Origin of the sequence: Pseudomonas sp. NPDC089534, from assembly GCF_044749305.1 — a bacterium.
In the GTDB taxonomy this organism is placed as follows: Bacteria; Pseudomonadota; Gammaproteobacteria; order Pseudomonadales; family Pseudomonadaceae; genus Aquipseudomonas; species Aquipseudomonas ekonensis.
On sequence record NZ_JBIVHR010000129.1, the window covers coordinates 1 to 13,154 of the forward strand.

The following is a 13,154-nucleotide window of genomic DNA, read 5'->3' on the forward strand; positions in this document are numbered from 1 at the left end:
GGCTTCGGCTGAGCTGGCGTCGGTGGCTGCGATCCTGGGTCGCCTGCCGACCGTCGAGGAGTACATGGAATACGCCGGCAAGATCGACAGCATGGCGGCCGACGTTTACCGCTACCTGTCCTTCGACCAGATCGCCGAGTTCCGTGAAGCTGCTGCGAACGCCAAGATTCCGGTCGTTCAAGCCTAACGCTGCAAGGCAATGAAGAACGCCGCCCGTCGCGAGACGGGCGGCGTTTTTTTATGCCTCCAATACCCCACCACCCTCCCCTGTGGGAGCCAGCCTGCTGGCGATGACGCCGGAACAGCCGACATCTCCAGCGCCTGACCCACCGCCATCGCCGGCAAGCCGGCTCCCACAGGTTCCCAGGCGTTCGCCGATTCCGTGTACGCCAAAGAAAACGGTGGGAGCCAGCCTGCTGGCTCCAACAGGTTCCTAAGCGTTCGCCAATTCCGTGTACGCCAAAGAAAACTGTGGGAGCCGGCTTGCCGGCGATGGCGTCGGCACATCCAGCCTCCTCTCAGGCAGACACCCCGCCATCGTTAACAGGCTCGCTCCCACAGGGGATCATTGCTCAGGGAGCCAGATCGAGCGCCTTCTGCACCGCGCCATCCACGCTCAACCCGCTCAGGATCACGCCATTGGCCTGCACCTGCGGCAGCGCATCCAGCGCCGCCAGCGCCTCGTGCTTGAGCCGGGCCAGAATCAGCCGCTTGCCCTCCTGATGCACCCGCACGAAGAATTCCTGCATCGCCTCAAGGCTGGTGCCGTCCAGGTCGGGAGACTCCTCCAGGCTGAGGATCACCGTGTGCAGCGGCACCTGCGAATGGCGGATCAGCCGCAACGCGCCGCCCAGGATCCGCTCGACATTCGCAAAGAACAACGCCTCGCCGGGCCGCACGATCAAAATCCCCGGCTGCGCCGTGGCGGCGGGATGGCGCTGCAGCTCGACAAAGTCGTGTCCGCCGTCGATCCGCCCGAGTTCCTGGATGTCCGCCGCCGACAGCTGCTTGAGCATCAGCAGCACACTGATGGCCACCGACACCAACAGGCCGTCCAGCACCCCCAGCACCAGCACGGACGTCACCGCGCAGACCACCAGCACGCGGTCGCGCCGCCAGATGAAGTAGCGCCCCAGCGGTTGCAGGCTCAAGCCCCTGCCCAGCGCGTGCATGACAATGGCCGCCAGCACCGGCTCGGGCGTCAGCGCAATCCACGGCAGCACGGTCAGCACGATGATCAGCACCGTCAGCGCCGCGATGCCGCCCGCCCAGCGGGACGTGGCGCCGACGGCTTCGTTGGCCGAGGTCGCCGAATAGCCGGCCCCCACCGGCATGCCATGGAACAGGCCGGACAGCAGGTTGCCGGCGCCCAGGGCCAGCAGATCGCGGTTGGACGTCACCCGGTCGCCGTGCTTGAGCGCATAGGCGCTGATCGAACCGTAGGATTCGGCATACAGGATCATCACCATGGCAAACGCCACCTCCCCCAGGCGCAGCCAGTCGGCGAACGGCAGCGCCGGCAGGTTGGGCACCTCCAGGCCCAGGTCGATGGCGCCAATCAGCTTCACGCCGTGATCCGACAGGTTCAGCCACTGCCCGGCCGCGATGCCGATCACCACCACCAGCAGACCGCCGGGCACCCGAGGGTGGCGCGAAAGCACCCCGAGCAGCACCAGCGCCACGGCGGCGACTGCGGCGGACGGCCAGTTCCATTGTGGCAACTGCTCCAGCAACTGCGGGGCGAAACGCACCAGATTGGCGTCCGTCAGGTGCACGCCGACCACACTGGCCACCTGCTTGAGAATGATGGTCAGCGCCAGCCCGAACGCGAACCCGCGCAGCACCGGCTTGGCGATGAAGGACGTGACACTGCCGAAGCGGAAGAGCCCGGCCAGCACGAACAACGCGCCGGTGACCAGCACCAGGCCCACCGCCAGGGTCGAGCGCAATTGCGGGTCGCCGTTGGCCAGGGTCGCCGTGGCCGCCGCCAGCACCGCCGCCGACGACGAGGTCGCCGAAACGATCGCGAAACGGCTGGTGCCCAGCAGTCCGTAGCACAGCAAACCGGCGAACAGCGCGATCACCCCGGCCTGGGGCGCCAGCGCGGCGATGGTTGAGTAAGCGACGGCTTCAGGCAGCAGCAGGCCGGCGATCGACAGCCCGGCGAGCAGGTCCTGCCAGCGGTTGGAGGGTGCAACAGGACGGGGGGCGCTCGACAATCCTCTGTCTCCAGGCGAAAAAAAAGCCGCTGCGCACATCATGCGCAGCGGCCACTGTAGCTGTGTATCTGCCGGGGCGCGAGGCCCCGCGCGGTTATGCCGCCAGCGAATAGATCAACGCCGAAATCGCCACCAGGCCCACGGCCGTGACGAATACGTTGGACGCCTGGCCGCGGAAGCGGGCCATCGCCGGCACCTTGCGGATGGCGTACATCGGCATCAGGAACAGGATCGCCGCGATCACCGGGCCGCCGATGGTTTCGATCATGCCCAGGATGCTCGGGTTGAGCGTGGCCACGATCCAGCACACCACCAGCATGAACGCCGCGACGATGCGGTCCAGGGCCTTGGCGCCCGGACGCTTGCCGCTCTTGACGATCAGGCCCTTGAGGCCTTCGCTGGCGCCGATGTAGTGGCCCAGGAACGACTTGGAGATGGCCACGAACGCGATCAGCGGCGCCGCGAACGCGATGGTCGGGTTGCTGAAGTGGTTGGCCAGGTACGACAGGATCGACAGGTTCTGCGCCTTGGCCTCGGCCAGTTGCTCCGGCGACAGGGTCAGCACGCAGCTGAACACGAAGAACAGCACCATCAGCACCATCAGGGCGTGGGCGCGGGACAGGATCTGCGAGCTGCGCTCATCGGCGTGGACGCCGTAGCGGCGCTTCTGGTCCACCGCGAACGCCGAGATGATCGGCGAATGGTTGAACGAGAACACCATCACCGGAATCGCCAGCCACAGCGTGTGCAGGAACGCCGAAGGCGCCGGCACGTGCGAGGCGGTGGTGAGGATGCCGCCGGTCCAGTGCGGGATCAGGTACACCGCCAGGAACGCCAGGGCGACGATGAACGGGTACACCATCAGGCTCATGGCCTTGACGATCACCTGCTCGCCGCAGCGCACCACCGCCAGCAGGCCGAGGATCAGCGCGAACGACAGCACCGCGCGCGGCGGCGGCGTGATGTGCAGTTGGTGTTCGAGGAAGCTGGCGACCGTGTTGGTCAGGCCGACGCTGTAGATCAGCAGGATAGGGAAGATGGCGAAGAAGTACAGCAAGGTGATCAGGGCGCCGGCCTTGATGCCGAAGTGCTGCTCGACCACCTCGGTGATGTCGGCGCCTTCGCGGCCGGACAGCACGAAGCGGGTCAGGCCCCGGTGTGCGTAGAACGTCATCGGGAACGCCAGCAGCGCCAGGATCAGCAACGGCCAGAAGCCGCCCAGCCCTGCGTTGATCGGCAGGAACAGGGTGCCGGCGCCGATGGCCGTCCCGAACAGTCCCAGCATCCAGGTGGTGTCTTGACGGTTCCAGCTCGAAAGCTCAGCTGGTGCCGCCGATTCAAAGCGCTCGTTGACGCTATTGGCCTGATCATTCATCCGGTCGGATCTCCGCATTCCGGTCACTTGCCACTCGGTCAAAACGCGCCGGAAAAAACCGACAGAAACGTCGCAACCGAAACAGGGTCGCGATTCTCCGGGATAAATGAGCAGAAGCAAAGACTTAGCTGAGGAATGGTTGTGCGAATCAGATCACCTGCATGTCGTTTTCGGCAAAATCACTGTCGGCCATAGACACGGACAATGTCGTTTTCCGGCAAACCCAAGCACCGCAAACCTGCCGGAAAGGACGCTCAGAGCAGCTCGCCGACCGGTGTTTATCGGCTATACCCAATGGCGAGATTCCGACCGTGTTCCTCAAGCCCCCCTGGAGCCGCCCCATGCCCCTCGTCCGCGTCGACATCAGGAAGAACCCCGACCCCACCTTCGCCAAGCGCATCGGCGAGGTGATCTACGCCGCCCTGCGCAGCACGTTCAACGTGCCGGAGCACGACAATTTTCAGATCCTGGCCGAGCATGACGGCCCGCACTTCATCTACGACCCGCAATACCTGGGCATCCCGCGCAGCGACGGCATGGTGTTCATCCAGCTCACGGTCAGCGAAGGCCGCAGCGTCGAGCAGAAGCAGCAGCTGTACCAGACGATCGCCTATCACCTGCACAACCAATTGGCGGTGCGCCAGGAAGACGTGTTCATCAACCTGGTGGAGGTGAAAAAGGAGAATTGGTCGTTCGGCAACGGCATCGCCCAGTACGTGAGCTGAAACCCCGGCCGCCCGTTCCGGCTCGGCCTTCTGACCAAGCGCCCTCCCGGCCCCCGCACCAGCTCCTACACTGGCTGGTGCGAGCCCAGGGGCCTGCGGTTGCCAAACCGCTGCGCAATCCGCACTCTGGCACGACTTTCGCGACCGACACGACGACGATCACAGGAGCCGAGCAATGCCCGCCACCGTTCTGGTACTGGTTGAAACCATCAATGACTACCTGCCGATCCTTGAACGACAGGGCTTTCACCTGATCCTCGCCCCCACCCCCGCCGAGCGCGCCCAGGCCATCGCCAGCCACGGGCCGCGGATCGATGCCGTGCTGACCCGCGGCCCGCTGGGCCTGCATGCCGACGAAATCGCCGCGCTGCCGGCGCTCAAGATCATCTGCGTGATCGGCGCCGGCTACGAACAGGTGGACCTGCAGGCCGCCAGCGACCGCGGCCTCACCGTGACCACCGGCGCCGGAGTCAACGCCTCCTCGGTGGCCGACCATGCCATGGCCATGCTGCTGGCGCTGGTGCGCGATATTCCGCGCTGCGACGCCGCCGTGCGCCGGGGCGAATGGCCGAAGATCATGCGCCCGTCCCTGGCCGGCAAGCGCCTGGGCATCCTCGGCCTGGGCGCGGTGGGCATGGCCATCGCCAAGCGTGCCGGCAACGGCTTCGACATGGAGATCAGCTACCACAGCCGCCAGGTGCGCAGCGACGTGCCCTATGCCTTCTGCTCGACCCCGACGGAGCTGGCCCGGGCCTCGGACTTCCTGGTGATCGCCACCCCCGGCGGCATCGGCACCCAGCACCTGGTGACCCGCCCGGTGCTCGATGCCCTGGGGCCCAAGGGCTTTCTCGTCAACATCGCCCGCGCCAGCGTGATCGCCACCGCCGATCTGATCGCCGCGCTGGAACAGCGGCGGATCGCCGGCGCCGCCCTGGATGTGTTCGACCATGAGCCGCAGGTGCCGGATGCGCTGAAGGGCCTGAGCAACGTGATCCTGACCCCGCACGTCGCCGGTCTGTCACCGGAGGCCACCCAAGGCACCGTCGAGCTGGTGGGGAAAAACCTGGTGGCGTTCTTCTCCGGCCAACCGGTGCTGACGCCCCTCGACCTGCCGCCGCGCCTCAACAACCAGCGCGTGCACTAAAGCACGCCGAGCAACGTCCACATCCGGCGCGCCTCGGCATCGGCGGAAATCAGTTCGCCCAGCAGCTCGCTCAGCGGCTTGTTGCCCCACTCCACCGCGCGCCGGATCAGGTACGGCACCGGGCTGTGGGGCTCGGTGCGGGCCAGGTACTCGGCGATCAGCAGCAACTGCCGGTAGGCCTCCTCACGGCTGGCCGGCTCGCGCGACAGCTGGGCCGCCGGGGTTTCGGCCTCCGCGGCGGCAGGCGCCTCATCGGCGGGCAGAGGCTCGGCGGCAGGTTCCTGAACCGGTGGCGGCGCGGGTTGTTGCGGGTGCATGGCGATGAACTCCTTGACCAGCGTGAGCAGCGCCTGGAGGGTCTCCTGCAAGGGCTTGAGCCCCGGCCCCTGATCCCCCAGATAGGTATCGCTCCAGGCGTTCAGCCGTTGCAGGTGCTGCAGCCCCAGCAACAGGTTGCCCTGTTGGCGCAGCCAGTACGCCATGGGCGTGACGCGCACCTGGTCGCCGAGCCTTTTCTGTTCGCTGCGGGCGGTTTCCGCCAGGGCCTTGGCGTTCTTGCTGTCGTTGACCTGCACCTGCTGCACCTGGAGACGGCGCCAGGCTTCCAGGCTGTAGGTTTCGAAGTCCCGGTTCTGGGCGCCGAACAGCGGCACCCGGGTCAGCAGGACTTCGCTGTAGCGGCGCACCAGCCACTCCAGCGGAATCACCCGCCACGACTGGTCGCCGTCATCGGCACGCGGGTGCACCTGATCGGGATAGCGCTCGCACAGGCCGGCGATCAGCGCCAGACTGCCGGGCAAGCCGTCCAGGCCCTGCAAGTGCAGCCAGGCTTCGCCGAGCCAGGCGCTGAGCATCAGGTCCTTGCTGCGCTCCAGCAGCAGGTGGGTGGTGAGGGCCTCCACCTTCGGCCAGTCCGCCCGTTTCAGCGTCGACTCCCACACCCCGGTCGGCAGGCTGGCGTCGTCTTCGCGGCGCAGGTCGCGCAGTTGATCGAACTCGCGCTCGTAACGCAGGTCCGCGCCGCACGGCGCGTCTTCGCTGATCGGCGCGAGCAGCTGTTCAATGAGGTCCGGCAACGGGGTGGATGGCAGGCTCACAGCCCCTCCTTCTGGGTGTCGATGGCGGCGGTCGTGCCGGTCACCTGAAACGGCGAGCGCGGCGCCCGGGTCGGCGGCGGCGCGATGGACATCGGCAGCTTCGAGCCCTGGCTCATCAGCGACAGGCGCACGAACATCCGGGTGAACCCGGTGGTGACGCTGTCGTTCTGCGCCGTGACGGGCAGGCGCAGGCTCAACGGGAAATCGGTGTAGTCCATGCTCGGCTGGCGCTGCACCGAAAAATGCGCGCGCATCAGGCGCAGCAGCGACCATGGCCCACCGTACTCCCAGCCCGCTTCGAGGTCGCGCACCACCAGGTTCGGCTGCAGCGGATCGTTGACCGGCCGCTCCTTGCCGTTGCGCGCCCAGCGCAGGGTCAGGCGCACCGGCTGGCCGACCATCCAGCGCAGGTTCGGCTGTTCGGCGCCGGGGTAGCTGATCTCCTGGCTGCCGGCCAGCAGGCCCCAGGCGATGACCTGATCGGCGCCCCTTTCCTCTTCGCGGTCGGTGCGCCAGCGCACATCCAGCTCCAGGCCGAGGATGCCGCTCTTGTCCCGCACGAACAGCGGCGTGAGCCAGGCGCCGGCCTGCTTCAAACGGTTGAGGAAGTCCTCCGCCGCCAGCCGCTCCGGCGCCTGGCTCGTCGCCAGGCCAGCCAGCGCCACCGGCAGGCGCTTGTCGATCAGTTCCAGCAAGTGCTGCACCCGCGCAGGGTCCGCATCCTGCGCCTGCACGCCGTTGGCGAACGGGAAGCGGTCGGCCAGGTACTGATTGAAGTAGTTGGCCAGTTCGTTCCAGGCGGCGGCGGCCTGTTGCTGCTGCAGGAAGCGGCAGCGCTGCATCGCCGTCTGCTGCAGCTCCACCGCCCGCATCGCCAGGGTGCCGCGTCCGCTGGCGACATTGGCGGTCTGCAGCACCTGAACGCAGGAACCGGTGTCCATTTCGATGAAATCGCGGCTGACCAACTGTTCGATCTGCGCCGGCGAGCTGGCGGGGTTGGCGTCCTTGTACTTGAGCAACTCGTCGTTGAGCGCGCTGAACTGGGTCACCCGTTCGTAGTCCAGGGCCGACAGGTTGGCCTGCTGGGTCTTGAGCCACTGCAACGCGGACGTTCGCCGCTCGGTGATGCCGAGCATGGTGTTGAACTGCTGCTTGAGGCTGAGCTTCAGGTCCTGCACATCGCTGGCGCCGTACAGTTGCAGGCCGAGGTTCTTCGAGCCGTCCCACTGGCTGATTTCGGCCCGTCCGCCGAACAGCGGCTGGGCGACGATCTCGTCCAGGCCGCCGACGATCTGCGCCATGGCGCGGCGGTTCAGCGCACTTTGCAGGTGCGCCGCCAAATCCGTGCGGTGCACCTCGACAAACGCCTTCTGCAGTTCCATCGCCTGTTCGGCGCGCACGTTGAACACCGCATAGGGCTGGGTCTGGTCGTCGTGGTCCTTGAGGCTCAGCCACATCGCCTGGGCCGCCGCGCTTTCGGCCGCCTGCAACAGGGCGCCGCGGTAGATCGCCGGGATCCGCGGCAGCTCTTCGGCGATGTAACTCTTGTAGCTGGCGAAATAGCTCAAGGAGGTGTCGAGGTCGTCGCCGTCCACGGTCTGGCCGCGCAGGTCGATGTTGTCCTGGCTCGCGCGCAAGGCGACCGACACGAAGTCGCGCTTGAACAGCGACTGCACCGCGTTGTCCAGCTTGACCACATGCTCCTGCAGCGTCAGTTGCCCGCTGCCCTGCTGCACCAGCAGGTTGCTCCGCGACCCGGCCTGGGCGATCCACTGGTCGCGGAAGCTTTGCTGCAGCTTGGAAGCCTGGGCCTCCAACTGCTGCTCCACCGCCGGCCCCAGCAAGGCACTCTTGTGCACCTTGTCGAGCATTTCGCGGTAGCCCGGCACCAGCTCCTGGCCTTTGCCGCGTCCCCACGCCGAGTTGGTCAGGGCGATCGCCACTTGCAGGTCGTCGATCAGCGCACGCAGGTCCTCCAGTTCCCTGAGGCTGTTGCCGCTGCCGACCTCCAGTTGCTCCAGATGCAGCTTGAGGTAGCCGGCCTTGCTGACGAAGTTGTCGGCCAGGAAATACTGATCCAGCCAACGCTCCATCAGCCCGGTGAAATTGCCCACGATCAGCGGCCGGTCGACGCTCAGGTCCAGCGCCTGCAGATCGCCGTTTTCGTCGGCCAGCAGCACCCGGTTGAAGAAGGCGGCATGGCGCAGCGTACCGGCGTTGAGGTTCAGCGACAGGGCGTTGTTGCTCAACTGCACAAGGTCTTCCAACGGTGCGCGGGTGTTGTTCAGGGCCTGGTTGAACCACTGGTTCTGCTGCTCCAGGCGCACGGCGCGGTCCACCAGGTCCGTGGCCTTCTGATAGTTCTGCCACTGCGCCGGATCCTCGCTCTCGACGCTGACGCGCCGGTCGGTGCTGCGGATGCCCTTGAGCTGGGTCAGCTCGGCGGCCAGCAGGTCGTGCAGCGGTTCGAGCAAGTGCCGGCGGGCCGACTGGCGCAGTTGCTGCTCAAGCGTGGAATCGAGCGAAGAGAACCACGACGTCGGGAACACCAGCGACGCGAAATCCCAGCGCGGCGAGCGTTCCATCACCCGCCACAGGCTTTGCACGTTGCGCCGGGTCGGCTCGACCCGGTGCGCATCGTCGGTGACCGCCACATAGCCTTTCTGGGCAACTTGCAGTTGCCGGGCCAGCTCGTGGGCGTCCTTGACCGAGGCATGCCAGACCAACAGCATCGCCACCGCCCAGACCACCGCGACCACCAGCGCCACCCCGGCCGTCAGCCGCTGCCAGCGCTGACGCAGGCGCAACAGGCGCGGCACGCCCTGGGCCACGCCGCGCTCGCCGACGATGCGATGGCGCCACAACTGGCGCACGAAGGCGCTTTGCTGCAAGCCGCTGTCATCGGCGCTGAACCCGTCCAGCGCATCCTCCGCCGGTTGGTTCGCGCTCAGGTACACCCCGCGAAAACACGGCGCCTCGCCTTGGGCGTTGCCCTGGAACACCGGCTCCAGCACGTTCTGCAATCCGCGCCGCAGGGTCTCCAGACGCTCCGGCAAGGCATACAGGTCGGCACTCAGTTGCCCGGACAACGTGCCGATCTCGATCACCGCTTCGGCCACCGCCCGGTGCAGACGGTCCAGCGCCTGGTCGCTCCATTGCCCTTGCCAAACCGCATCCCTGGCATAGGGCGACGACCAGCCCAGCGTGCGCTCGCGGGCCTCGTCCGGCAACGCGCTGATCAGTTCCTGGAATCCCGGCAACTCCTCAAGCCCGGTGATCACCACGTACACCGGCAGGCTCAGGCCAAAGCGTTGCAGCAGGTCGATGAAGCGCCGCCGCGCCGCCAGCCCCAGGGCGGTCGCCTGTTCAAGATTGCCGAGCCGCGCGGCCGGCACCGTCCAGATCACTCCGTCCAGCGGCCGTTTGCTGCGCAGGCGCAGGATCAGGCCCAGCAGCCGCCACCAGCCGCCGCGCTGCAAGTGCATGCCGTCTTCGGGCAAGAACAGCGCCTGCGGCACCACCAGCACCGCGCCTTCAGGGTCGGACCACCAGCGGCCGAACCAGGCCGGCTTGTCGGTGGGTTGCAGGCGCCATTCGGTCACCAGTTGCGTGCCCTGCACCTCGTCGCCGAGCATCAGCAGCCACGGCAACTGATAGCGGTCGCGGCTGCCCTGCTCCTGCTCCATGTGCCGCACCGCGCCGTAGAAACTGCGGATCGCCGCGCCGCTCTGGGTGCGCAGCCACCACACCGCGACCGCCAGCAGCACCAGCAGCAGGACAATGCCGACCACCCACGCCACAATCGCCAACGTGCTCATGAGCCTTGCTCCGGTGCCGGCGCAAGTTCAGTCATCTGCAGCACCGGCTCCAGCTCCTGGCCGATGTCGCGCCAGAGCATGTGACCCAGGCCTGCAAGCAGCACCAGCATCGCCGCGATGCCCAGCGCCAGCCGGAAGCCGTCGGGCAGCGCCGTGCGCACCGGCAGGTTCAGCGGCGCCGCCTGCGAGGGCTGCACCAGCCGCTGGCTGACGTCGGCCCAGTCCGCGTCGTCCTGCCAGGCGAAGGTGAACAGCGCCAGGCGCCATTTCTCCAATTGGGCCTGACTCTGCTCGCCGCGCAGGCGACCGTGGAAACCGAGGATCAGGCATTGCAGGTACACGTTGGCCAGGTCGCGGGTGGTGGGCTGCTGTTCTTCAAGCAATGTCGCAATGGCCGCCGGCACTTGCTCACCGGCCTGGCGGCTGGCGTACAGGCGCGACTCCAGCGGCTTGTCCTGCCAGGCGGCCTGGCCCGGCCAGGGCGTGAACAAGAGGGTTTCGTCCACCAGCGCCACGAACGCGTACACCAGCGCCCGCACCTGCTCGGTCGCCGCATCGCCGACCCTGGCGAACGCCGTGCGCCACAGGCGCTGCGACGCCTGGGTGGACAGCTCGACCACGGTGTCGACCAGCGCCGCCTCGTCCTCGCCGTCCTTGGGCAACTGGCTCCAGTCCTGCGACCACTGCTGCCAGGCCTGCCGGAACGCGCTGCTCAGCGGCGCGTCTTGCAACCCCAGGCTTGCGGCACTTCCCTGCGACATAGGGGCTCCTTGTGTGATCAGGCACTTTCACCGGTCTGCGGGACGAACAGCACCACCTGCCACGGGCTGCTGGTCAGCTTGGCGGCCGGTGCGGCAATCGTCAGCGGCAGTTGGGCGTCGAACCATGTCCCTTCGGCGGTCAGCACAAACAGGCGCGTGTCGTCGCCGACGCTGTACGCCACCTGCTCGCTGCGGCTCATGGCCTGGTGCGACAGGCCGCTCATGCGCTGGCGGCTGAGCAGCGCGACGTGCGGCGCCGAAGCGATGATCGCGCCGCGCAGCCAGTCGCCGGCGGCCTGCTCGCTGGCGCCGTTGGGCATGCGCAGGCCGATGACCAGACGCTGGCTCGGCCGGTCGTCGGGCAACTGGATGGAAAAGCTCTGCTCGCTCCGTTCGAAGGCGATGCTGCGGTAACCGGCGCGGATCAGTTCGAGGGTGAGCTCCAGCCAGTCGAGCACTTGCCCGTAGCCGCGCTGCAGTTCGAGAAAGTCCAGCGGCGCGAACGCCGGCACGCCGGCCAGCGGATCCAGCGCCGCCCAGGCGCCGGCAAGGCCGAGCAACTGCACATACAGCGCCTGCGGATGGGCGATGCGCGTGTTGAGCAGGCCTTCGACTTCCGGCAGGCGTGCCCACAGCGCGGTCAACTGGCGGCGGATCTCCAACGCGTCGTCCTGGTTGCCGGCCTGCTGCGCCTGGCGCAGGCGACCGCCGAGGAACAGGCACTTCTCCCGCGCCCGCGCGCACAGCCCCGCCACCCGGCGGCCCAGCGGCGAGTCCGGCAGCAGCAGCGGCGTCGGCGGCGTGTACGGCAACGGCAGGAAACCGCCGCCCTCCTTGCGGATCTTCAGCAGCGGCAGGCAGATCGAATCGGCCTTGTTCAGTTGCGTGCACAGGCGCGGATTGGGTCGCCACACGGTGATCGATTCGGGGAACTCGCCGCTGGTGAGATCCGGCAGCGCCTCGCCCACCACCGATTGCAGACGGCCCTTGAGCGGCAACAGCTGACCGGCGCGCCACAGCGGGCTGACGGCCAGGTACACGGTGACGGTGGCGTCGTCGGTCTCGTCGACCGCCGCGCTCACGTCCAGCTCCAGCGCCGGGCCGACGCCGGCCTGCACATCCACCGGCAGGCCGTCGGGCATCGTCCCTTGCAACGCCAGTATGCGCACCACCCCGGCGCTCATCGCCGAGGGGTCGTACTCCATGCGCGCAACGCCCCAGAACCACGGGTTGCAGGCCTGGGCCAGGTGCGCGCCGAGCGTCTCGGCCCGCAATCCCTGCAACTGAAAATGCTGCGGCAGCAACTGCATGCCTTCATGCCAGCAAACCGCGTCAGGTAGCAGACTCATGTGATTCCCTTCGACTGCGCCGCAGGCCGGCGGCGGACGGTACGCGTTCAGTTTTCCCTGCTGACCAGGCTCATCTCGCGGCTGTCGAACTTGAGCCAGGCGTCACTCCGGTCATCGAGCCGCAAGCGGTGCGCTCCGGGTGTGTTATAGCTGGCGAAGACCAAAAGTCCAGCCGCCCGCTTGCCCCCCAACGGGAAGGGTTGGCGGTCGATGAACTGCCCCGGCACCAGCTCCAGTCCCCACACGCTCATCAGCTGACGGTAGTCGCGCTGGTACTGCTCGCGCTCGGCGAACCACTGACTGGCGCTGATGCCCGACAGTTGCTTGAGCAGGTCCGGATCGTTGACCGCGATGAAATCCACGGCGATGGGGGTGTCGTCGTTGGCCTTGGGCGCGACGTCGAGGGTGAGGCTGTCGAGATCCACTTTCGGTCCGAAGAACGAACAGCCGGCCAGCAGCGCAAAACCGATCGTTAGAAAAAGTCGTGCTCGCAAAATGAATTTTCCTTTTCGCTGAACAGTCCAAAAAAGTTTTTCGCTTGCATTTTTATAGTCCTGTTCTAGCGTCTTGGGTAGTTCGGTTCCTACAGCCGAATGTGGAAGGTTTGTCAAAGGAACGACAGGTCATCTGCCTCCCTTTCTGGACCACAGGTTAGAAAGGGAGGCA

At 66.9% G+C, this 13,154-nt stretch carries 10 protein-coding genes; 3 read left to right on the top strand and 7 right to left on the bottom strand.

The genetic code is table 11. The features are described 5' to 3' along the window. The coding region (locus ACIP0B_RS26080; RefSeq protein WP_400837523.1) for a hypothetical protein at window positions 1-187 on the top strand (187 nt) is incomplete at its 5' end. 385 nt (window positions 188-572) lie between these two features. Here the strand turns inward: ACIP0B_RS26080 and ACIP0B_RS26085 are convergent. Both ACIP0B_RS26085 and ACIP0B_RS26090 read right to left on the bottom strand, forming a co-directional pair. Further along, window positions 573-2,219: a SulP family inorganic anion transporter gene (locus ACIP0B_RS26085; RefSeq protein ID WP_400837526.1), complete on the bottom strand. Its 1,647-nt coding sequence runs from the start codon at window positions 2,217-2,219 to the stop codon at window positions 573-575. A gap of 94 nt (window positions 2,220-2,313) precedes the next feature. Further along, window positions 2,314-3,594, bottom strand: a complete 1,281-nt coding sequence (locus ACIP0B_RS26090) for an HAAAP family serine/threonine permease (RefSeq protein WP_217891562.1) — start codon at window positions 3,592-3,594, stop codon at window positions 2,314-2,316. A gap of 341 nt (window positions 3,595-3,935) precedes the next feature. On the opposite strand from ACIP0B_RS26090, the gene ACIP0B_RS26095 reads away from it, so the two are divergent. Continuing rightward, on the top strand, window positions 3,936-4,319 hold the full coding sequence (locus ACIP0B_RS26095) for a tautomerase family protein (RefSeq protein WP_217891559.1): 384 nt from the start codon (window positions 3,936-3,938) through the stop codon (window positions 4,317-4,319). 175 nt (window positions 4,320-4,494) lie between these two features. After that, on the top strand, window positions 4,495-5,463 hold the full coding sequence (locus tag ACIP0B_RS26100; RefSeq protein WP_400837530.1) for a 2-hydroxyacid dehydrogenase: 969 nt from the start codon (window positions 4,495-4,497) through the stop codon (window positions 5,461-5,463). Here the strand turns inward: ACIP0B_RS26100 and tssA are convergent. The 5 genes from tssA to ACIP0B_RS26125 are packed head-to-tail and all read right to left on the bottom strand — an operon-like array spanning window position 5,460 to window position 12,982. Next, a complete protein-coding gene (gene tssA, locus ACIP0B_RS26105) occupies window positions 5,460-6,560 on the bottom strand; it encodes a type VI secretion system protein TssA (RefSeq protein ID WP_400837533.1) in 1,101 nt (366 codons plus the stop codon). The genes ACIP0B_RS26100 and tssA overlap by 4 nt on opposite strands. Next, window positions 6,557-10,378 (bottom strand): type VI secretion system protein, encoded by a 3,822-nt coding sequence (locus tag ACIP0B_RS26110; protein ID WP_400837536.1) that lies wholly within the window; start codon window positions 10,376-10,378, stop codon window positions 6,557-6,559. The genes tssA and ACIP0B_RS26110 overlap by 4 nt, the downstream gene beginning before the upstream one ends. Then, window positions 10,375-11,139, bottom strand: coding sequence for a DotU/TssL family secretion system protein (locus ACIP0B_RS26115; RefSeq protein ID WP_400837539.1), 765 nt, complete (start codon window positions 11,137-11,139; stop codon window positions 10,375-10,377). Before ACIP0B_RS26115 ends, ACIP0B_RS26110 begins: the two co-directional genes overlap by 4 nt. A 17-nt stretch (window positions 11,140-11,156) precedes the next feature. Continuing rightward, window positions 11,157-12,488, bottom strand: a complete 1,332-nt coding sequence (tssK, locus tag ACIP0B_RS26120; protein ID WP_400837542.1) for a type VI secretion system baseplate subunit TssK — start codon at window positions 12,486-12,488, stop codon at window positions 11,157-11,159. A gap of 47 nt (window positions 12,489-12,535) precedes the next feature. After that, on the bottom strand, window positions 12,536-12,982 hold the full coding sequence (locus tag ACIP0B_RS26125) for a type VI secretion protein (protein ID WP_400837545.1): 447 nt from the start codon (window positions 12,980-12,982) through the stop codon (window positions 12,536-12,538). Window positions 12,983-13,154 lie beyond the last annotated feature (172 nt).

Excerpts from the sequence above, each read along its gene's own strand:
- ACIP0B_RS26090 (WP_217891562.1), bottom strand. The coding sequence starts at position 3,594 with ATGAATGATCAGGCCAATAGCGTCAACGAGCGCTTTGAATCGGCGGCA.
- ACIP0B_RS26115 (WP_400837539.1), bottom strand. The coding sequence starts at position 11,139 with ATGTCGCAGGGAAGTGCCGCAAGCCTGGGGTTGCAAGACGCGCCGCTG.
- ACIP0B_RS26095 (WP_217891559.1), top strand. The coding sequence starts at position 3,936 with ATGCCCCTCGTCCGCGTCGACATCAGGAAGAACCCCGACCCCACCTTC.
- tssK (WP_400837542.1), bottom strand. The coding sequence starts at position 12,488 with ATGAGTCTGCTACCTGACGCGGTTTGCTGGCATGAAGGCATGCAGTTG.
- ACIP0B_RS26110 (WP_400837536.1), bottom strand. The coding sequence starts at position 10,378 with ATGAGCACGTTGGCGATTGTGGCGTGGGTGGTCGGCATTGTCCTGCTG.
- ACIP0B_RS26100 (WP_400837530.1), top strand. The coding sequence starts at position 4,495 with ATGCCCGCCACCGTTCTGGTACTGGTTGAAACCATCAATGACTACCTG.